General features: G+C 37.6%; 23 protein-coding genes and 1 tRNA gene. 2 read left to right on the forward strand and 22 right to left on the reverse strand.

Annotation, left to right across the window (positions count from 1 at the left end; translation table 11 throughout):
- Positions 1–52: 52 nt before the first annotated feature.
- From G440_RS0110935 to G440_RS0110945, 3 genes are read right to left on the reverse strand one after another with little or no spacing between them, the layout of a single operon-like run.
- Positions 53–943, reverse strand: a complete 891-nt coding sequence (locus G440_RS0110935) for a cation diffusion facilitator family transporter (RefSeq protein ID WP_026451348.1) — start codon at positions 941–943, stop codon at positions 53–55.
- Positions 944–956: 13 nt separating this feature from the next.
- On the reverse strand, positions 957–1,457 hold the full coding sequence (locus tag G440_RS0110940; protein ID WP_026451349.1) for a DUF2231 domain-containing protein: 501 nt from the start codon (positions 1,455–1,457) through the stop codon (positions 957–959).
- 5 nt (positions 1,458–1,462) lie between these two features.
- Positions 1,463–1,780 (reverse strand): hypothetical protein, encoded by a 318-nt coding sequence (locus tag G440_RS0110945; protein ID WP_026451350.1) that lies wholly within the window; start codon positions 1,778–1,780, stop codon positions 1,463–1,465.
- Between the two features lie 189 nt (positions 1,781–1,969).
- Here G440_RS0110945 and G440_RS0110950 point away from each other — a divergent pair, with 189 nt between their 5' ends.
- Positions 1,970–2,401, forward strand: coding sequence for a DUF2147 domain-containing protein (locus G440_RS0110950; protein ID WP_026451351.1), 432 nt, complete (start codon positions 1,970–1,972; stop codon positions 2,399–2,401).
- Positions 2,402–2,416: 15 nt separating this feature from the next.
- Here G440_RS0110950 and G440_RS0110955 read toward each other — a convergent pair whose 3' ends face one another.
- The 7 genes from G440_RS0110955 to G440_RS21340 all read right to left on the reverse strand — a co-directional run bounded on the left by G440_RS0110955 (position 2,417) and on the right by G440_RS21340 (position 7,073).
- On the reverse strand, positions 2,417–3,997 hold the full coding sequence (locus tag G440_RS0110955; RefSeq protein WP_026451352.1) for a type IV secretory system conjugative DNA transfer family protein: 1,581 nt from the start codon (positions 3,995–3,997) through the stop codon (positions 2,417–2,419).
- 9 nt (positions 3,998–4,006) lie between these two features.
- A complete protein-coding gene (gene mobB / locus G440_RS0110960; protein ID WP_026451353.1) occupies positions 4,007–5,038 on the reverse strand; it encodes a MobB family relaxase in 1,032 nt (343 codons plus the stop codon).
- Positions 5,039–5,049: 11 nt separating this feature from the next.
- Positions 5,050–5,451 carry a BfmA/BtgA family mobilization protein gene (locus tag G440_RS0110965; protein WP_026451354.1) on the reverse strand — a complete coding sequence of 134 codons (402 nt, stop codon included), beginning with the start codon at positions 5,449–5,451 and terminating at the stop codon, positions 5,050–5,052.
- Between the two features lie 444 nt (positions 5,452–5,895).
- Positions 5,896–6,093, reverse strand: coding sequence for a hypothetical protein (locus tag G440_RS0110970; protein ID WP_026451355.1), 198 nt, complete (start codon positions 6,091–6,093; stop codon positions 5,896–5,898).
- A gap of 11 nt (positions 6,094–6,104) precedes the next feature.
- Complete coding sequence (locus G440_RS0110975; RefSeq protein WP_026451356.1) at positions 6,105–6,485, reverse strand: DUF6876 family protein; 381 nt, start codon at positions 6,483–6,485, stop codon at positions 6,105–6,107.
- A gap of 85 nt (positions 6,486–6,570) precedes the next feature.
- The gene (locus G440_RS0110980) at positions 6,571–6,915 is read right to left on the reverse strand and encodes a single-stranded DNA-binding protein (RefSeq protein ID WP_026451357.1); all 345 of its coding nucleotides are present in this window, start codon (positions 6,913–6,915) and stop codon (positions 6,571–6,573) included.
- 17 nt (positions 6,916–6,932) lie between these two features.
- Positions 6,933–7,073, reverse strand: a complete 141-nt coding sequence (locus tag G440_RS21340) for a hypothetical protein (protein ID WP_169718955.1) — start codon at positions 7,071–7,073, stop codon at positions 6,933–6,935.
- Between the two features lie 959 nt (positions 7,074–8,032).
- On the opposite strand from G440_RS21340, the gene G440_RS0111000 reads away from it, so the two are divergent.
- Positions 8,033–9,085: a DUF4238 domain-containing protein gene (locus G440_RS0111000; protein WP_026451358.1), complete on the forward strand. Its 1,053-nt coding sequence runs from the start codon at positions 8,033–8,035 to the stop codon at positions 9,083–9,085.
- A 460-nt stretch (positions 9,086–9,545) separates the two neighbouring features.
- Here the strand turns inward: G440_RS0111000 and G440_RS0111010 are convergent, their stop codons facing one another.
- From G440_RS0111010 to G440_RS0111065, 12 genes are all read right to left on the reverse strand, one after another.
- The gene (locus G440_RS0111010; RefSeq protein WP_026451359.1) at positions 9,546–11,510 is read right to left on the reverse strand and encodes a heavy metal translocating P-type ATPase; all 1,965 of its coding nucleotides are present in this window, start codon (positions 11,508–11,510) and stop codon (positions 9,546–9,548) included.
- Between the two features lie 9 nt (positions 11,511–11,519).
- Positions 11,520–11,876, reverse strand: a complete 357-nt coding sequence (locus G440_RS0111015) for a SpoIIAA family protein (protein ID WP_026451360.1) — start codon at positions 11,874–11,876, stop codon at positions 11,520–11,522.
- Between the two features lie 102 nt (positions 11,877–11,978).
- Positions 11,979–12,248, reverse strand: coding sequence for a hypothetical protein (locus G440_RS0111020; protein ID WP_026451361.1), 270 nt, complete (start codon positions 12,246–12,248; stop codon positions 11,979–11,981).
- Between the two features lie 36 nt (positions 12,249–12,284).
- Complete coding sequence (locus G440_RS21345; RefSeq protein WP_166643315.1) at positions 12,285–12,461, reverse strand: DUF2188 domain-containing protein; 177 nt, start codon at positions 12,459–12,461, stop codon at positions 12,285–12,287.
- A gap of 9 nt (positions 12,462–12,470) precedes the next feature.
- A complete protein-coding gene (locus tag G440_RS0111030; RefSeq protein WP_026451362.1) occupies positions 12,471–13,787 on the reverse strand; it encodes an APC family permease in 1,317 nt (438 codons plus the stop codon).
- 71 nt (positions 13,788–13,858) lie between these two features.
- Positions 13,859–14,275 carry a Fur family transcriptional regulator gene (locus G440_RS0111035; protein ID WP_026451363.1) on the reverse strand — a complete coding sequence of 139 codons (417 nt, stop codon included), beginning with the start codon at positions 14,273–14,275 and terminating at the stop codon, positions 13,859–13,861.
- Between the two features lie 4 nt (positions 14,276–14,279).
- On the reverse strand, positions 14,280–14,663 hold the full coding sequence (locus G440_RS0111040; protein ID WP_026451364.1) for a YkvA family protein: 384 nt from the start codon (positions 14,661–14,663) through the stop codon (positions 14,280–14,282).
- 12 nt (positions 14,664–14,675) lie between these two features.
- Positions 14,676–15,008, reverse strand: a complete 333-nt coding sequence (locus G440_RS0111045) for a P-II family nitrogen regulator (protein WP_026451365.1) — start codon at positions 15,006–15,008, stop codon at positions 14,676–14,678.
- A 113-nt stretch (positions 15,009–15,121) separates the two neighbouring features.
- The gene (locus G440_RS0111050; protein WP_026451366.1) at positions 15,122–16,381 is read right to left on the reverse strand and encodes an efflux RND transporter periplasmic adaptor subunit; all 1,260 of its coding nucleotides are present in this window, start codon (positions 16,379–16,381) and stop codon (positions 15,122–15,124) included.
- Positions 16,382–16,397: 16 nt separating this feature from the next.
- Positions 16,398–20,813, reverse strand: a complete 4,416-nt coding sequence (locus tag G440_RS0111055; protein WP_026451367.1) for a CusA/CzcA family heavy metal efflux RND transporter — start codon at positions 20,811–20,813, stop codon at positions 16,398–16,400.
- A 117-nt stretch (positions 20,814–20,930) separates the two neighbouring features.
- Entirely contained in the window at positions 20,931–21,326 is a 396-nt protein-coding gene (locus G440_RS0111060; protein WP_245574852.1) for a hypothetical protein, read from the reverse strand.
- A gap of 226 nt (positions 21,327–21,552) precedes the next feature.
- Positions 21,553–21,625, reverse strand: a tRNA-Met gene (locus tag G440_RS0111065).
- Positions 21,626–21,661: the final 36 nt, after the last annotated feature.

The following is a 21,661-nucleotide window of genomic DNA, read 5'->3' on the forward strand; positions in this document are numbered from 1 at the left end:
TGTATTCGAGAAATGCAGGGATTTTAATCAGATAAGTAATCTAACAATTTGTTTAGTCAACCTCATTAATAGTATCTGGCTCAATATGAATCAAAATATTCATTAATTGGGGGAGTTCTTTATGCAATCTATCTTTCAGTTTATGTGCAAGGTCGTGTCCTTCTTCAACACTTATTTTCCCGTAGACGGTGGCGTGTAGGTCTAAATGGAATTTCATCCCTGCTTTACGGACAAAGCATTTCTCCGTGCCCAATATGCCATCAACTTTTAGCGAAACCGCTCTTATTTCTTCTACCAAATCATCATAAACGTGTTCGTCCATTATTTCCCCAAGAGCTGGTCTGAAAATAAGGTAGGAATTGTACAAAATAAAGGCCGATGCAAAAAGTGCTGCCCAATCATCGGCATTTTCGTAACCTTTGCCAAAATACAACGCTATACTGATTCCTATAAAAGCAGTTACGGATGTAATGGCATCGCTTCGGTGGTGCCAAGCATCAGCTTTGAGCGAAGAACTATTAGTTGCCTCCGCTTTTTTGGAAACATACCGATAAGATCCTTCTTTCCAAATGATGATTAACCCTAACACAATGAGCGTCCAAGCTTCAGGAACTTTATGGGGCGTTTGTATATTGATGACACTTTCATAAGCGATAATGGTTGCAGATGTTACCAAGAAAGCAACTACCAAAAAGGTAATCAAAGGCTCTATACGAGTATGACCATAGGGATGATTTTCATCCGGTGGTTTTTGTGCATATTTCAAACCCAAAAGGACAAAGGTGGAAGAAAAAATATCAGCGGTAGATTCGATACCATCCGCTATCAATGCGTATGAATTACCTAAAATACCCGAACCAACTTTGATTAACGCCAATAAAAAATTACTACCTATGCTAAAATAGGTGGTTTTTACGGCAGATTTTTCGTTTAAATTTTCCACGGATTATGCCACATTATTTTACAAATTCAGAACAATCGGATGAAGGTTTGTAAGTTCCAGCTCCTTGCTGATAAACCAGAGAGGCACCTAAATGCCCTGTATAAAAAAGACCAATAAGACCGGCAGCCAATAAAATAATAGAAAAAGTCTTGGCCAATGATAACAACTTCGCGGGTATAAATCGAAACCCTATCACCAAAGCCAAAGCAACGGAATAGGTGATCAAACAGGCATAGCCCCACCATTGATGCTCTTGAAGCACTTCGGGATCACAGATTTTCCGTACCTCAATATCATAAGCCAATTCTCCCGTATAAATTGCGATCCACCCACTTAACACTCCAATAAACAACATTACAAAGGTCGTTTGACCTAAAAAAAGTCTATGGCCATCATTAGAAAAAAAAGGCTTCAATAATGCTGCTATTGAAGCCAATAATAAGGTAACAATAGGCAAATGGACAAGAAAAGAATGCCACAATTCTTCCCTCCATATTGAAGGAATATCCGCCATTAAAATCAGTTTAGGATTTTAACCGAAATAGGCACGAGCTTATTACCCTTTTTCTCAACGGTAACTTCTACTTTGCCATCTTCTTTTAAACTATCGAACGTGGTGGAACTACCGTCTTTGGTAAGGGTCGTTTCATCGGTAAAATAGAGTTCCAACAATTTATCATCTGAAGTCCTAACATAAATTTCTCTCTCTCCTGGCTCTACTTTTTCGGCAACACCCTGATAAGTACCTGAATCTACAATATCGGTTTTTTGATTTTCGCCACAGGAATTCAATAAAAATAGGCAGCCGAATAATACGGTAAAAATTAATTTTTTCATCTTTTTTAGATTTTTATTTTTCCAAAGTTACTAAAATCTCGTTCAAATGTTTATCAATATAGAGAATAGATTGATGAATTTTTGAAAGCAGTAAATAATAATTATAGAAGAGAAGTATAAGAAATATATTGCGTTAGAGGTTTTTTTAAAACCTCTAAAATAATTTAGAAAAAAATTGGTTATCATCGTATGAAAAATTGGTTATTAAGTGTAAGTTTTGGTTTGCTTTTTTGTTTTTACTCAAATGCCCAGGATATTTTAGGAAAATGGAAAACATTCAATAGTCACACCGGCGAAGTTCGCTCTATCGTAGAGGTCTTTCAACAAAACGGAAAATTATATGGTAAGGTTTTACGGATTATGGATGAAGAAGACCGGGACAACCTTTGCACCGAATGTGAAGGAGAAGATAAAAACCAGAAAATAGAAGGCCTTGTTTTAATGAAAAACTTTGAGAAGGATGGAGGGGAATATGTTGACGGGACAATTACCAATCCCAATGACGGAAAAATTTATCGGTCAAAAGTATGGATTGATGAAAATGACCCTAATATTTTGAACGTTCGGGGCTACATTGGCTTTTTCTATAAAACAATGGAATGGGAACGGATTATTGAGTGAAAATAATTCATAACTTCAATTTTCAAATATTGATCGCGCCTCCTCGTAAACCCGCTCAAAATTAGTTTCCAAATCCATTTTAGTATATTGTGTTTCTTCGGGAAGTTGTCGATGAATTTTCTGTAGTTTAAATTGCACCCTTTTATCCCTCCCATCTGCATAGGTTATAAATTCGCCCTGATGTAATCGAAAAAATACATCGGCCCGAATTTTGGGAATCTCCTTTTCCCCAGTTGTGATTCGAGTGTCAAAATCAAGATTATGTCCACGACTTATACTCTTGGTCGGGTCTTTAACAATCTCAAAAAACCGCTCATAATATTTTGCGGTGTCTGGGTCGTTGACTTTTCCAAAAAATTGATAAGAAAGATTGCTTAATATCGCTTTGCTTGCTTTATCGCCATACATCATATCATTTTGGATTTTGTCCTGCATCACATAAATCGTAGAAATATTATAGCTTCGAAGTGTCGCAGGAATACGGTGCATATTCAATAAGCGAATAGTCGGAGCTTCTTCCATCAGAAGAAATGAAGTTTCGCTATTGCGTACGCTCATTTGCTTGGTAATCGTGTGGATTATCGTTGCAATGACAGGAGAATACGAGGTTTCAAATTTCGGATTATTTACAATTGAAATTACACAAGGATTTTCTGGACTATTTATATTGAGTGGCACTTCATCTGCGGACAATGCCATAAAAATACGTTGGGTGCTAATTCTCTTTAAAGCATTGGCCAGGGTGCTTTTTACACCAGCAGTTTGTCTTTCAGAATCTTTTCCGCTAATAAACGCATCTGCCATTGCTCTAGATGTTGTATTGGTTTCCAAAAACTGTATCAGACTATCGGTGTCCAGATATTGATAAATAGCTATTAAATGCGGAAGCGTACAGAATTGTGGATATGTAGTTTTCAACTTCCAAATCAACCCACCTATCAATCCTTCTGCTGCATCATTAAAAAATTTGGTCGTCCCTGTAGTTCCAGATTCCCGTTGCTCCAAAAGGTTTTCGATTAACACCCTTGAAACCTCATTTACGCTTTCCTCGTTCTCTAAATAGCGTGGTGCGATCGGATTTACCCTATGGATGATTTTATCGAAGGAAATGACCTTAAATGGGATATCCCCATCCTTGAAAAGTGGATAAGCCATTTCGGTCAGTTCAAAATCTTTATAGTCGTGAATGATTCCGCAAAAGCCTTCTTTACGGAAGTGTTTTAGAAAACCGTAAACTATACTTTCAGTCTTTCCACTTCCCGCAGAACCGATGACCGATGCACCGCGTTTTATATTGACAAGCTTGAAGTTTCCTTTAGTTGTGGCAAAGTTGACCTGATATTTTATGCTCCCTTTTTTTGCGGTGTCAGTTTTATGTAAAAACACATACATTCCTATATTAACTAATATCAGAGGGCAAACTAAATAGAGTGCTACCAGAATCAATCGTATTTCATTATTTAAAGAAAACAATAGAGCACCCAGCAACAGAAAATTAAGAATAAATGCATACCTGCTAATTCGGTACATTCCATAGAAAACAGCACTGGCCAAACCAATAATTAAAAGCGCTGTTAATGGATTGTCTAATTGCATAATTCTAAATTAGATTCCAATGGAACTTGATTTGATGGCCACTTCTGCACCACGTCTTAGCCTGTTAAATATTTTCATTGCCAGTTGTGCTTGTGTGACTGGAATACTCGGCATCATCGGAATGCCAGCTTTACCCATTATTTTGAACGCTAATGCCTTTTCATTGGTGGGCAATTTCATCAATGATGCAAAATAGATTTTTGGGTTTTTGATAAAATCTTTCCTGGCCTTATAGGTTTCTGCAAAGTTTCTTTGGTAGCCAAAAGTTTTATCAAAAGTTTTCTCGGCACTCTCAAAAAATTTATCTCGATCAAAACCACGTTTCACGTTCTTACCGTGCATCTCAACTTCCGAGGCTTTGTGTTTGCTTCCTGGAGAAAGGCTGAACGTATTGGAAGCATCCTTCCGACTTACAATGATATGGATATGACTTTGGTTTCCATCCTTCGGCATTCCTTGAACAATTCGCTTACCGTTTTGTTGATGTGGTGCTTGCATTTCTAATTTTAAAATTTCCTTTTCCATATGTTTATTATTTCCCTCAATTGCTCCACTCTCAATTTTACGGATGTCATTTTTTAGCTGAAGTATTTTCGTGGCATAAGGTTGGTTTTCTTTTATTTGTATGTCAGTTCCTTTAAAGGTTCTTTGGTGTTCAATTTTTGCATAATATTTTATGTCGTCTATGTTTATTGGTCGTCCATTGATTTCACGATTGAATGATGCCACATAATCTTTCATCAGCTCACGGGTGTATTTTTTTAAATCTTCACTATTATTCTGTAATCTGTTTAATTCGTATTTTGAAGGACTGACCGTAATGGTATAAAACTTAGGTTCGATTTTTTTGAGTTTTGCACCATTTCCATCAATATCCTTTGCCACTTCCTCTGCGGAAATCTCATCGCCATATTGATTAAAAAAGTGTTCCATTTCTTCTTTTTCCAGACCTTGATTTTCTTTCTCCAGATAGCCCACAAAATCGGCTGAACTCTGGGAGTATGTGCCTCCTAATTTTTGAGGTGTGATTGTGATATACATAGCTCAGAAATTTAAAGTTCGTTATTTGGGTTTTCCTTTTCTCGAAAGCCTGCCTCGCCGGCAGGCAGGCGTACTTCCTTCTTTTCCGTGATAAATTTTTTCTCTAAGATCAAAGGTTTTTTTGTTGTGTCTTCGGTCTGAAAAAGCGATTCTATCATTGCGACCGTAGGCTTGGTTTGTGTCTTTTCCATATCTCGCATTATGGCAATCACTGCATTGATACGTTTCTTAATAGAAGCCTCGATGGTTCTACCGGTTGGACCCAATTTTTCCTTTGGCGAGATTTCGTTGTAGAAGAAAAAATCAAGCATCGTAGCCATCGCCTCGGTGTGTGATTTAAAGTGTGTTCTTGAAAATTCCTGAAAACGTTTTGCAGTTTCCTTTTTGAATCTAATACCAATAAATGAGTCCATAATTCGCCGATTTGTCGCAAATCATCCCCTGAAAATGGGCTCTCGCAAAGCGTTTGTCGCAAATCGCTAAGAGTCAAGAAATTATATATTTTTCAAGTAGCTGTATATCAGCATTTTGAAAACGAAAAGGAGTGCTTAACATCGCATCGCGTGTTACCCTCTTGCTACTCCTTTTCGTTCGCCACAGGCGAACAAAAATTTCGTACAATCTGGCTATCCCGATAACTATCGGGAGCCAATTGCCATTTTAGGAAAATAAATTTCCGATATGTTATTTTTCGATGGGTACGGTTATCGGCGAAAGTCGAAAAATGGATAACCCTACGTAAAATTGAATGCTGATTTTCAGCGAAATAAAGATACGGTTTTTTATCGAACTGGAATTAATCTAACAGAAAAACACCTCCAAGATTTAGAGGTGCTTTAATTATTAAGTTTAGAAAATTAGATGTTGAATATGAAAGTATAGGAATATAAATTTCGTAATGCTTCCTCCTCTACCATCGTTTCAAAACAGGTATAATTTTCTCTTACGTATTGCCGAATACTATCGCCAAATTTTCGTTTCACATCCTTTTTAGAATCTTCTAAAAGCCGGTTTTGAGCTTCTTCGCTCAGATCCGTAAAATTGAGATATACCATAGCTTTAGATATTAATATTCACTTGGCAACATCAGCGTATTATTTACAAAAAATAACCGCAATTCATCGAGTGGAAAATCAGTCACTCTATACCCGTGCTTTTCTAAAACAATATCATTGCCATCGGTGTATATAATTTCAGCTTCGTATCCTGTATAATCCTGTTCATCTTCGGATAATCTTTTAAAGTCTATTGTGATAAACTCACTTCGGTTCATTAGACTTTTTGCAATTACAGAAGTGTCCGTAATGAGCCAAAAACAATCTGCCACATTAGCAAGATATTTTAGTCCGTCCGTAAAACGTGTTCTTAATAATGGGATTTGATAAAACATTTCCGTTCCGTGAAAATGTTGCAATCCTTCTTTGATTTCGTTAACTTGTGCTTTCATTGTTCATTTATTTTATAAGTGAATAATTAAAAGAGGGCACGAACTAATTGAAAACTGGTATCTGTGCCCTCTTGGATTTTTATGATTACTTGTCGTTTTTGCTTCCGAGTAATAGGATTTCATCGGCTACAACTTCCGTTACATAGCGTTGTTCGTTATCATCAGTTGTATAGCTTCTTGTTTTTAGTTTTCCCGATATTCCAACTTCTTTGCCTTTTTCGACAAATTTCTCAACGATTTCTGCAGTCTTGCCCCAAGCTACAACCGTATGCCAATTGGTTTCTGTTTGCTTTTTGCCTTTGGCATCCTTGTAATATTCGTTTGTTGCGAGTGAAAAACGGGCTACTTTTTTACCGCTTTCAAGGTTTGTAATGGTTGGCTCTTGTCCAACGTTTCCGATTAACTGTACGTGATTTTTTAAAGTGCTCATAATAAAATATTTAAGAATTAATTAAAATTGCTATCTGAACTATTCAGACAGTTTATTGTTATATTTTTTTGAAGTGATTTACTTATTATATCTTGAGCGTTTTCCTTTTTTGTTTTTTTCGGTGCCGCTTCCTTTTTGATGTTTTTGTAAGATTTCATAAGATTCATTTTAGATTTACTTCCCATAGCGCCCTCGCTGTTACCTTTTTTTGTTGCTGATACATTTTCAATATTTGGAATTGATAAGGACTTATAAAAAGTGAAGCGCAGCGTAGCGGTTTATGCAGTCCGTTCAACTTCCAAATGTTGGTATTTTGCTGGCAATAAAAGGGTATAACGGCGAGGGTGCGGATGGAGGTTTAAAGACTTTTGTGAAGTACGAAAACATAGGAAGTGGCACCAAATGATTAAATGGAATTCCGATTTGGCGGACTCCGTTCACAATTTCGGATTGGGAATGAAGTGTCCCGTTCCAGTCCCGATAGCTATCGGGACGGACCGGGTTAGCGGAATGGAAAGTAGAAATTGGGGATGGTGTCCAAGACTTTTGTAGAGAAGCTCTTTTCCCGAAATAAAGCTTTTCGCGAAATGTAGGGAAATGGGCTGAACGGATTATGAAAATGGATTGCCCTAATGCTGTAGGGTTTAAAGCGGACTGAACTTCAAAGATGGAGATTAGGAATGAAGTGTTTCTCGCTTTTTTGCAGGATTAACGTAATGGAAATCGGAATCTTTGGAGTTTTGTCCAAGACCTTTACAGGGAAGCTCTTTTCCTGAAATGAAGCTTTTCGCGGAATGTAGGGGAATGTGCTGAACGGATTATGAAAATGGATTGTCCTAATGCAGTAGGGTTTAAAGCGGACTGAACTTCAAAGATGGAGATTTGGAATGAAGTGTTTCCCGATTTTTTTCGGGATTAACGTAATGTAAATCGGAATCTTTGGAGTTTTGTCCAAGATTTTTTTAATGAAGCGCATTTACCGTAATGGAGTTTTTTACGGAATGCAGGGGAATGGGTTGCAATGGCTTATGTAAACAAAATCTATAAAATGAATTAGCTTTTTGTCTTTCTTAAAATTTGTCATTCTTATTTTTACAATCTAAATAATTTTTTCATAATGGCCAATAAGAAAAAACAACACTATGTCCCGAAATTTTATTTACGATACTTTAGTTTAAATGATTCCACGAAAATAATTAAGCTCTGTCTAAAGGATACAGGTAGAATCATCCATAAAGCAAATTTGGAAGGACAAGCCCAAGAAGATTATTTCTATGGCAAGGATTTGGAAAGGGAAGAATGGTTTGGGACTATTGAAAATCAGAGCTCATTAATTCTAAATAGGGTGGTTCAAACAAAAGAGTTGCCAAAGGATAAATCTGATAATTATTATCTTATTTGGCTATTTATCCTTCTTCAAGCGTATCGCACCAAGTCGAATGTTGAAGATTTTAATCATATGATAGATACAATTATGAAAACGGCAATGAAGCTCGAACCTCAATTTAAAAATTTTGATTATGATACTCATTTTTTTGCATACGAAGATGCAATAGAAAAAAAACTTGACTTACTTCTTAATAGTCTACCTATGATGATGGATATGCAAATCAAGCTGATTCGAAATACTACTTCAAATGAATTGATAACAAGCGACAATCCTATTTCGAAATATAATCAGTTTTTGGAATCAAGAAAATTTCCCTTCGGACACAATGGAATGGCAAGTAAGGGATTACAGATTTTTTACCCATTAGCACCAGATTTGCTACTTATAATGTATGACCCAAAAGTCTATAAAATTGGAAATAAAAAACAATTCAGTAACATTCCTATGAATGAAAAAGATATTGAGTATTTAAATATTTTAACTTGTTTGTATGCTAATAAATCTATTTATTCTACGGATAATGTAACTGATTTTCAGCTTGAACAATGGGTCAAAGAATCGAATATTTATAAAGAACAAAAGAAACTGGAAGTAAAACATTTTGACCCCATACAAAGTGAGGATGATGCTGAATCGGTGATTGTACAACATCATCAAACGCCTTATATGATTAAACTGACCCTATCCTTTGTTAAGCAAACACAGCACGCCAAATCGTATAAAATGTCGGGCTATTATGCTGAATTTAGGGATGAGCGTATTCGAAATAGAGAGCAATAGATTATCTTGTTTCATTACGAACGAACATTATGAACATTATAGTCTATACAACAGTTAATGTTTATGAATATTCCCTTTTACCACAAAATAGTACAATAACAACGCGGATATTATCACAAATAATATTGCAAGAATACCATTGAACTTATCTTTCCTTGTGATTTGATTATTGGATTTACCAACTTTCTTATTTCTTTTTTTTCTTTGTTTTTGATACATCCTTTTTAGTTATTTCTAAATAACCCTCTATAATAGCTTTGTATCTAAATAGTTATAAAGTATTTCAAGAAAAGCAGGAATAGAATAAACAAAACAAACAATACAAATATGATTATAACACCAATCCATATTATTTTATCCCTTTTAGAAATGACAGTTTTTTCAGTTTGTACTTTACTTTTCTCTTTCAGACGTCTTTTCCTTCGATTTTCTGACATATACTATTGTTTTATTTATATATCTATTTCTTCCATTCCATCTTCTGTAACCTTACGGCATTCAATATTGCCAATAAAGCCACGCCCACATCTGCGAAAACCGCCTCCCACATCGTTGCCAGACCTCCTGCACCCAATACTAAAACAACTGCTTTTACTCCGAATGCTAAAATAATGTTCTGCCAAACGATGCGACGTGTGGATTTACCAATTTTTATAGCCTTTGCAATTTTGCTCGGTTGGTCTGTTTGGATGATAACGTCTGCAGTTTCTATTGCCACATCACTACCCAATCCACCCATTGCAATACCTACATCGCTAACCGCCAATACGGGTGCATCATTGATGCCATCTCCAATAAAAGCTACTTTGTTGTTGTTTTCGGACATCAGCTTTTCGACTTCTTTCAATTTATCTTCTGGAAGCAAACCCCCTTTTGCCCAATCTACACCCATTTCTTTTGCGACTTGTTGCGTAATAGAATCCTTATCGCCCGAAAGCATTATTATTTTGGTAATTCCTGATTCACGGATTTGTTTGATGGCTTCGTGAGCATCATCCTTCAACTCGTCTGCAATAATTACATAACCAGCAAATTTGCCCTCAATGGAAACCATCACGATAGATTCTACTATGTTGTCGGTTTCAGATGGAACTTCGATGTTGTTTGACGTCATCAATGGTTTGTTACCTACCAATACGGTTTTACCGTTTACTGTTCCCTTTAGACCTTTTCCTGCTATTTCAGTTACTTCGGAAGCTTGAAAATCTTCGCCATCGGCTTTATATTCCATAATTGCCTTGGCAATGGGATGGGTAGATTGTTCTTCCATCGCCATTAGGTATTTCATAAATTCAGGCTCATTCCAATCAATGGCTTTTATTTCCTTGATTTTGAACACACCTTTGGTCACGGTTCCGGTTTTGTCCATAACAACGGTATTAACCTTTGTCATTTCATCCAAATACGATGCTCCTTTAAACAGAATGCCATTTTTTGAAGCTGCTCCCAATCCTCCGAAATAACCTAAAGGAATAGAAATAACCAAAGCACAAGGACAAGAAATCACAAGAAAAATTAAGGCTCTGTATAACCAATCGCTAAAGATATAATCGTCCACAAAAAAGTAGGGTATAAACGTCAATCCAATCGCAAGAAAGACAACAATAGGTGTATAGATTCTTGCGAACTTTCTAATGAACAATTCGGTTTTCGATTTACGAGCTGTTGCATTCTGCACCATATCGAGAATTCGGGCAATGGAACTGTCCTTAAATTCTTTGGTGGTCTCAATTTCAATCACACCATCCAGATTGATACTTCCGGCAAACACCTTTTCGCCTTTTGCAATAGTATCAGGTTTACTTTCCCCTGTCAAGGCTGCTGTATTGAACGAGCCTTTTTTTGATAGCAACACCCCATCCAAAGGAATTTTTTCGCCCACACGAACCTGTACTTTTTCGCCAATTTCAACGGTTTCAGGATTTACAGAAATGTAATCGTTGTTTCGATAAACCAAAGCTTCATTAGGTCTTACATCGAGCAAGGCTTTAATATTGCTTTTGGCTCGATTGACCGCTGCGTTTTGGAACAATTCGCCCACTGCGTAAAAAAGCATTACTGCCACACCTTCGGGATATTCGCCAATGGCGAATGCTCCAATGGTAGCAATGGACATCAAAAGAAATTCCGTAAAGAAATCGCCTTTTATGATGCTGTTCCAGCCTTCTTTTATCACGGGAAAACCTACTGGAAGGTATGCTATTACATACCAAACGATACGTACCCAATCCTTAAAAAATGCAACATCAAAATAGTCCATAGCGATACCGATAATCAGCATCACAAAACTGAAAATTGCTGGTAGATAGGTTTTAAATTTTCCTACACTTTCCGGGTCGCTATGGTTGTGGCCATCGTCGTGTGCGTGTTCTCCTTTATGTTCTTCGGTATTGATATCACGAAGATTTTGTTTTTTCTTGCTCATTTTATTTTATTATAAATTTATCCATTGCTTGGCTTGTTCCTTATCTTTTAAATCAAAATATCTTACCTCTGAACCGGTAAAGAAATCGGTTGCCTTGGCAGCCCATTCTTGCCATTTCCTTTCGCCCACAAATGCCATTTTGCCATAATCGGAAAGATGGGAGTTGTCTACTTTAATATCTGCCCAAAGACCTTGCAGGTCGTAACCGTGGAAATCGTGCATTTCAAAATAGAAATCAACCTTCTGGTTGCTGTTCAGGATTTCATCAATTCGGGAATGTATCAGTTCTACATCGCTTGTAGATATTTTGCCTTCCAATTTTGCGGCAATTAAATTTTCGTTTTTAGAATTTACAAACTGTATCATAATTTTATTTTTTTATCAATTTAATGAAATATATAGTGCTATGGAAGTGCATTTATTGGCCACTTCATATATCGCAGATTATTTAATTTTAAAATATAATTGTCACTTATTATCGATATTCTTTTCCATTTTACCTAAATAAAAAATCAATGCAACACTTGCACCTAACAGTCCAAACAGAATATTCTCGACAATTTGATTCCCGTTTATATTCAAAATTTCGACTAAATTACTTTTCAAATATTGCAGCCAATTAATTTCATTAGCTTGATTTCCATAGTTAAAAATAGTGATTCCCAAGGGTTGAATAATAAATACACCTATGGCGAACCCTACTAGTATGGGAATTGATAATTTCTTAATTTTTATCATCTATTTTAAAATTAAAGGAGTCCAAAATTTTAAAGATTAACCTTCCAAATCATAAAACCATTCTTCAGCCATAACAATTGCTTTTTTGATGGCTAAATCTTGTGAAAGACCTTCCTTTTCTATTAAGTCATTCGCAATTTCGATTGCCTTTTTTCGTACCGCTGGATTAAGGGTGTCAAGCTCTGTTCTAAATTCTTCAAATGTCCAGTCCATAAAAATGTATTAGTGTTTAAACAATTCATTTTCTTTTTCAGCATCTACGTCTTTTTTCGGTCTTTTATCCAAAAAATAATCGAGTATTATTCCCACTATTATCGCACCTACAAAGGCAGCGTAAACCAATCCATCATATTGAATAATTAGAGTAAGGCTAACCAATATGGCCAAAATGGGCAGTACTGGAACTTTACCGATGGACAATGGCACTCTAAAAGGTCTGTTCTGTTTTGGTTCTTTAAAACGCAAAATTATAAGTGCAATATTTACGGCAACATATACAAGTAGCGCACCCAAAGAAGACATCCCAGCTACAATTTTAATATCGCCCAATAGCAAAAAACAACCCACCGCAGCCATAACCACAAATGTGGTTACCCAAGGTACTTTTTGTGCATTTACTTTGGTCATAAATTTTGGAAGCTCGCCCACGATTGCCATTCCGAACAACAACCTGCTTATGGAAATAATACCGCTAAACGCTGCATTGGCCTTGGCAAAGAGAGCAGCAACAGCCAAGACAACAGGCAACCAAGCATTAAGGTTGGATGCCGCCAAAGACAATGGCGAATCTACCTTCGAAATAGCTAAAGGGTCAGCTATGTTAAGCACCGTAAAAGAAATGAGTAAATAAAAGATGGTGGTAATTACCATTGTCAATAAAAAAGCACGAGGAATCGTTTTTCCAGGATTTTTAACTTCTGAACCCAAAGATGCCATATGCTCAAACCCTGTATAGACAAAAAACAAAGTCGCTGTGGCCGCAAGTGTCCCAGAGAATGACTTTATTTGAAAAATTTCAGCTTTTGGCAAGCCTGTTTCTTTAAGTCCTATAAAGATAAGAATGAGCAAACCCAACAATTGAATACTGACCATAATGATATTAGCTGTTGAAGACTTCTTTATACCTGTAACACTTATCAAAGCAAGCAACAGTAGTAAACCATAACTTATCAATAATCCCGGTACTTCAAAAAAAGTATTGAAATATCCCGAAAAAGCCAATAGTACAGCGGCAATTGTCGCCGAGCTATGGAAGGCAACCGTCCAACCCGTAAGAAAGGAAGGAATGTCGATTTTTGGAAATGCTTTCCTTACAAATATAAATTCTGCGCCAGCATTTGGATACGTAGAGGATAATTCGGCATAGGACATTGCGGATATACTGGCGGCAATGGCCGCAAAAATAAAACTCAACCAAATGTCTGTTCCTGCCTGACCAGCAGCCGCGCCAATTACAGTGTAGATTCCTGCCCCCACAATTGTGCCAACGCCATAAAACGTAAGCCGAAGCGTACCCAATGATCTTTTTAATTCTGCCATAGTAATCTGCTTTTATTTAAAGAATCATTTAATTAGTATTTTTTTACATATTTTGGTTTGAAAAACACTGGCTAATTACCACTACATTTTTCGCATATCCCTTTTACTACGAGGTTTACATCTTCAGCTAAATAACCTTCGGGCAAATTAATGTGGGGAATTTTATGTTTTGTGAGACAAACCGTTTCATTGCAGTTTGAGCAATGAAAATGAAGGTGCAAGTCCTGTTCTATTTTGCAATTACACCCTTTTTCACAAAGGGCATATTTTGAAATTCCCGTGCCGTCATCAATTTGGTGGACAATTCCGTTTTCCTCAAAAGTTTTAAGGGTTCTGTACAAGGTAGTCCTGTCTGCTTTTGTGAAAGCATTTTCTATATCTGTAAGGGCGACTGCAATTTCTTTTTCGGCCATATACTTGTAAATCAGGACGCGCATTGCCGTAGGGCGAACTTTTTTGTCTTCTAAAAATATTTCTATTTCTTTCATCGAATTATCTATTAATGAATATGTGGCTAACAATTAGGTAAACCGCCAAAATCCAGATTAAAGCAATTATTACACCTGCCACTATACTTTTCTTTTTATCCCAACTGTATGTTCGGGCTCGCTCCCTACATTCTTTAATAACCTCATTGGGAATGAGTTTTATCGCCCAATAAATACCCAAAGGCAATAGGATGATATCATCTAACAGACCAAGCACGGGAATAAAATCGGGTATCAGGTCAATGGGGCTTAAGGCATAGCCGATAACCAAAATTATTATCGCTTTAGCCGTCCACGGTGTTCTTGGATGGCCATAGGCAAGATGTAGCACCACAAGTTCCTGCTTGAGTTTTTTTGCTTTTTCCTTTATGGTTTTTAAGAATCCCATTAGTCTACAACCCTAATCTTTCTTTAGGGAATCTCCTGTTTTTATCTGAAAAGCATCTTCAATATTTGCTATATAAATAATACCATCTCCTGGCCCGTCGGTTTTGGCGTTGGCTATAATTGTTTCAATGGCCGCTTGGGATTCCTCGTTTTGACAAACCAGTTCCAACTTAACCACTGGACTATCTGTCACGTGAAAATCCAGCGACGGTCTTGCACCTTTTGACTTAAAGGCGCCAGTTCCTTCTGCTTGTGAAAGGGTCATACTTTTAAATCCATTATCAGATAGTGCTTCAATGACTCTTTGGATTCGGTTCGGTTTTATAAATGCTTTTATTTCCTTCATATTATAAATTTTTAAAATGTTAATCGATTTTGAACCGAGCCTGCTTTTTAATTTTTAACTAACTAATTAAGACGGTAACAAACTCGGAATCAAAACCTTTGATTATTATTGAATTAATGTCCGTGTTCCAGTTCGCCTTTAACCATTTCCGAAGATAGATTATAAGCTCCTTTGATAACCACTTTAGCATCTTTTGAAACTTCGGCAGGCAGATTGACTTCAACAAAGCCTAAATCAGTAATACCGACCGTTACGGGTATCATTTTAAACTTCAGTTTATTCGCTTCCATTTCTCCATCTTCATCCAGAATAAAAATAAAGGATTGCTCGCCTTCTTTTATAACGGCGGCTTCCGGTACGGCGAAACCTTTTTTCTCACCTTGCACTATTCGCCCTTCCACGTACATACCCGGCAATAGGTTTTTATCCTCGTTTTCAATATCTGCCAGAACTTCCAAAGCTTTTGGGTCGGTGTTAAATGTTTTACCCACAGACCGAACGGTTGCTTTAAGCAGTTCATCTGGACGAGAGGCCGTAGAAAAATATATCTGTTGTCCTTTCTTGATTTGCTTTATGTCCTTCTCATATATTTTGAAGTTGACATAAATCTTTGAATTATCGCTTATTGAGAACATTTTGGATTGTTGCGCCACGTAATCGCCAAGGCTAATCATTACTTCATCCACATAGCCACTTATGGGTGTGGTAATGGGAACAGCGGAATATATTTGGCCTTCAGCCACTTTGTCCGGATTAATGCCCAACAGTCTCAATTGGGACCGCAAACCATTGACGCTGGATGTTGTGGAACGAAATTTTGACTGCGCCATCTGAAATTCCTTTCCAGAAGAAACACCTTTGTCATAAAGAGTCTGCTTGCGCTCAAAATCCTGTTTCAAAAAGACCAGTTCGTCATTTTTTTCCTGATATTCCTGTTGCATTGCAATGATATCTGGGTGTTCTATATATGCCAATACCTGTCCTTTACTTACATTATCTCCAGGTATTACTTTTATGGAACTCACATTTCCACCAACAAACGGACTGATATTCGCCTTATCCTGTGGGAAAAGTTCCAGCGTACCTGTTACCTTAATGTTGTTCCCTAAATTCCGTTCCTCCAAAGATTTCATTTCCAAACCGATGGTTTCAGCTTGTTGCTTTGTAAGTTCTACAACGCCTTCTTCCTCGCTGTGACCACCTTCTTCCTCTCCTTCAACGTGGCCTTCTTCGCCGTGTGCATCTTCTCCAACTTCATTGGTCTTTGATACACCTTCGGCTTCATTATGTCCAAGTTCAGATTTTTGGGCATCATTACAACTCATAAACATAAGTGTAAATAATACGGTACTAACTAATAGTATATTCTTCATTTCTCTTTTTTTAAGGTTATAAATTGCCCAATTGATATTGCATATCAATGGTCTGCTGGTTATACTGATTGATGTATTGTAAATGGTTTTGTTTAATACGGATGGCACTATTAAGAATGGTGATATAATTGACGTAATCTATTTCGCCTTCTTTAGAAGCCAACTGCGCTGTGGTAATTTGTTCTTCTGCCAACAATAGTGCGCCTTCTTCGTAATATTGCAAAATCTTCTTTGTTTTTTCGAGTGATTTGGTCAATTGTGAAACACGACTTTCTGTAACCGCTTTTTGCTCCAAATATTGATTCTCTGCTACCATTGCGTCTGCCTTGGCTGCCTTAACCCTTGACTTCTGCGGAAAAAACCATAACGGAATACTAATACCTGCCTGATAGGTATTAAACCCTGAAACATCATCCACAACCTGCCTGCCATATGATAAACTGAATTTCGGTAGGAATTGCGATTTTTCAACGCCCACATTTGCTTTACTTACTTCGGCATTTTGCAAGGCATATTGCAACATTGGGTTATTGGCAACCGAAGTTGAATCCAATGTCGCCATAAAATCCAATGGCTCGTAAAAACCATCTACCGTCTCGATGGTTTCATCCGTTCCCAAATATTGTTTTAAGGCACGTTTGGCAATTTCAATATCATCAAAAGCTTGTTGCCTCAACACTTGAATCTGTTGAAATTCGGAAGAGGCTGAAATAAATTCCAACTTGCCTGTTTCTCCAGTGTCATACCGAAGTTGGGCAGCGGACTTAAAATTGGCATAAATACTGTCCAATTGGTCTGCAAAACGCAACTGTGCCTTGTAATAATTAATTTGGTCATAGGCTTGCATCACATTGCGCACCAACTGTTGTTCACTGGCCACATAAAACTTTTCTCCCAAGGCAATGCGCTCTTTATAAAACTTCGATTTTGAAAATCCTGAAAGCAAATCGATATTGCCCTGTTGCACGCCAACGGTTGTTTGCACTCCAGGAAGATTATTGCCATATTCTTCTTTGCCCGTGAAAACTTGTGTGCTACCAAGGTCAAAACTCGTTCCCTTTAGTGCCTTTTCCCGTTCAATAAATGCCTGACTTTCCTTAAGCGATGGATAATTCTGTTTTGCCATAGCAATGGCCTCATCTACAGTCAAGGTTTTTGGCATTGTTCCATTTTGATTGGTGTCTTGGGCAAAAGCAGTTCCAGAAGCCATCAAACCGCCAACCATCAATAATACGGTTACAATGTTCGTTGATTTGTTGACATAGCTTACACCTCCATCGTTATTGTTTCGTTCCTTTCTCGATTCAAGCCAATAATAAAGAATAGGAATAACCACCAAGGTCAGAAATGTTGCCGTAAGCATTCCTCCAATGACTACTGTCGCCAAGGGCCGCTGTACTTCGGCACCACCAGAGGTAGAAATCGCCATTGGGATAAAGCCCATAATTGTTGTAATGGCTGTTAATAAAATTGGACGTAAACGTTCGTGCGTAGCTTCATATATACGTTTTTTTAAATCTGTCATTCCACTGTCTTTTAATTCATTGAACTTATTTATGAGTATGAGTCCGTTTAATACGGCAACTCCGAAGAGCACGATAAATCCGACTCCCGCGGAAATACTGAAAGGCATTCCACGAATCAACAAAACGAAAACGCCACCAATGGCCGCCAAAGGCACTGCCATATAGATCATCAAGGCTTGTGTAACTGAATTCAAAGCAAAGTAAAGCAGAACAAATATTGTTAATAGAACGATTGGGACTACAATCATCAATCGGTCTGATGCTCGTTGTAGGTTTTCAAATGATCCGCCGTAGGTTACAAAATAACCTGGTGGCAGTTTAACATCCGTTTCCAATTTTTGTTGAATTTCCTCGACCATCGATTTTACATCGCGCCCACGAACATTCACGCCCACGGAAGTACGACGAGAGGTATTGTCTCTTGAAATCTGCATTGGTCCGGGTTTATAGCTGATATCTGCCACCTCCTTTAATGGTACTTGTGCACCGTTTGGCAGGTCTATATAAAGGTTTTTTAAGCTATTGATGTCTTGTCGATATTCCTCTGCCAAACGAATGACCACATCGAACCGTTTTTCCCCTTCAAAAATGACTCCTGCCTGTTCTCCTGAAAATGAAGCACTTACATAATCATTCAGCTTATCAACGGTTACACCGTATTGTGCCATTTTCGCACGGTTATATACCACCGTCATTTGTGGCAAACCACTTGTAGCCTCCACATTAATGTCAGCCGCTCCGGGAACGGTCCTAATTACTGCCGCGATTTCCTGTATCTTGTCTGCCAAAACGTCCAAATCTTCTCCGTACAATTTGATGGCCACGTCTTCACGGACACCAGTCAGCAATTCATTAAAACGAAGTTCTACAGGTTGTGTAAACACAAAATTTACGCCGGGAACTACTGAAATTTTTTCTTGAATCTTTTCTATGAGTTCTTCTTTACTATCTGCGGATGTCCATTTACTCTTGTCCTTTTCAAGAATAATATAACTATCGGCAATATCCATAGGCATTGGGTCTGTTGGTATTTCAGCCACACCAATCCTTGAAACTACTGTTTTTACTTCCGGAAACTCATTGATTAAATTCTGAAGTTTCTCTGAGGCCTCAATAGATTCTGAAAGACTGCTCCCTGGTTTTATCAATGCTTGAAATGCAATATCGCCTTCATCAAATTTAGGGACAAATTCTGCTCCCATATTGCTAAAAATAAATCCTGCAATCAAAAGCAAGGCAACCGCGCCTATAACCACACCTGCCCGAAAGCGAAGTGCAAAATTTAATATAGGCAGATAGATACGATTCAGAACCCCCATAATTTTATCACTGAACCTATCAATCTTGTTTTCAAATTTGGCAAACCAACTATTTTGATTTTTAGCAGGTTTTAAAAATAATGATGACATCATTGGTACGTAGGTAAGGCAAAGAATAATTGCCCCTAAAACGGCAAAACCAAATGTAAATGCCATTGGTCGAAACATTTTCCCTTCCACACCGGTCAAAAACAGAATAGGTGTAAAAACTATAAGAACAATTAGTTGACCGAAGAAGGCAGAATTCATCATTTTACTTGAAGAGTCATAGGCGATTTCATCCATTTCAGCTTGGTTAATGGCGGTTGTGGATTTTTTCATCCGTTGATGAATGTGGAAAACCGCTCCTTCCACGATAATCACCGCACCATCTACAATAATCCCAAAATCGATCGCACCCAAGGACATTAAATTTGCCCAAATGCCAAATTGTTTCATCAAAATAAATGCAAATAATAGGCATAAAGGGATTATCGACGCTGCTATCAAGCCACCACGGAAGCTTCCTAAAAGCAAGACCAAAACAAATATGACAATAAGGGCACCTTCTATTAGATTTGTTTTAACGGTACTTGTGGTTGCCTCAATAAGTTCACTTCGACTTAAAAAAGCATCAATATAAACGCCTTCCGGCAGGGATTTTTGAATTTCTACAATACGCTTTTCCACATTTTCGATCACGTCGCCTGGGCTTTCGCCTTTCAGCATTAAAATTTGTCCGCCCACAGATTCGTGTCCATCTTGGGTAAAAGCGCCATAGCGTACTTGGCTGCCATATCCAACCTTTTCAGCGACATCCCGTATTAAAACGGGACTACCGTTTTGAGTAGTTACAACTGTGTTTTCCAAATCGGCGATACTTCGGGCCAAGCCTTCGCCACGGATAAAATTGGCTTGGTTATTTTTTTCTATATAGGCACCTCCAGTATTGGCATTGTTCACTTTAAGGGCTTCAAAGACCTGGTTCATTGTAATACCGAAACTTTTTAGCTTATTGGGGTTTATGGCTACTTCATATTGCTTCACAAATCCTCCAAAAGCATTTACCTCGACGACTCCTGGAACTAATGCCATTTGGCGTTTTACAATCCAATCTTGGATGGTACGAAGCTCCATTGCATCGTATTTATCTTCGTAGCCTTCCTTTACTTTTAGGCTGTATTGGTAGATTTCGCCCAAACCTGTGGTAATTGGGGCCATAAATGGCGTGCCGAAGCCTTCGGGGATTTCTCCGGCAACTTCGGTTAATTTCTCTTGCACTAATTGCCGGGGAAGATATGTGCCTGCCTCGTCCTCAAATACGATAGTAACAACTGACAATCCAAAACGAGACACCGAACGCAGCTCGATCACGTCGGGGAGGTTGGCCATTGCCAATTCTACGGGAAAAGTTACAAATTGTTCAATATCCTCAGTTCCCAAATTGGGAGCAGTTGTTATAACTTGAACTTGATTGTTGGTAATATCGGGTACAGAACCCAAGTTTATAGTGGCCATAGACCAAATACCAGTACCTATAAGTACCACTATAAAGAGCCCAATAATAAATTTATTATTAATGGAAAATGAGATGATTTTATTAATCATAAATATGTATTAATTCAGTTGAAAACTTACGATGCGTATAGGTGCAACGTATTTATAAAGCAATGCCTACTTTGAAAAGCATCACGTTAGGACATAGCTGTCCTTAAAAAAACTGAATTATACTTTTGGGGGTTGGAATGGGGATTCCAGATATCTGGAATTTAATTGGAAAGTGTAATGATTATACTGATTTTTAGCCTCGGGGGAAATCGTATTTATTAACGTAGGTTGAAAAGGTGTAAAGAACACAAAGTGTTGACAACATTGGTGGTTTATATGTACGGGTGCATCATCGTGTTCCGAATCTGGATGGTGGTTGTCCACTTTTCCATCGTCGTTTATATAATCTTCATAAACATATTCAAAAAAAGAATATCCATCATCTTCCTTGTGGTCTTGATAATGCGCAATAAAATGCGATATTTCTTCAATCTGCTCACAAACTTCCATATTGGCCGCTATTCCTTGAAAAAGGAATAGGAACGACATTGATATGGAAACGAATATTTTCATAAAGTTTGACAAAGATACAAAATAATGGATGCACAGGTTGTGCAAAGAAAGAATGTTCACCTTTATATCCAAACACTATTTAGATATTTGATACTACTTATTATCAATAGAAGGCAAATGAGCATAAATAGAATTGAATTTTGAAAATAGGAATATTCTGTACTTATTCTGTACTATTGGAAATAAAAAAAGGCCTCACATTTCTGCAAAGCCTTTTCTTTACTAGTAGCGGGAACTGGACTCGAACCAGTGACCTTCGGGTTATGAGCCCGACGAGCTACCTACTGCTCTATCCCGCGATATGGATTTCCAAAATTTCAACTTTAGCTTTTAGC

The sequence above is a fragment of the Aequorivita capsosiphonis DSM 23843 genome (genome assembly GCF_000429125.1).
In the GTDB taxonomy this organism is placed as follows: Bacteria; Bacteroidota; Bacteroidia; order Flavobacteriales; family Flavobacteriaceae; genus Aequorivita; species Aequorivita capsosiphonis.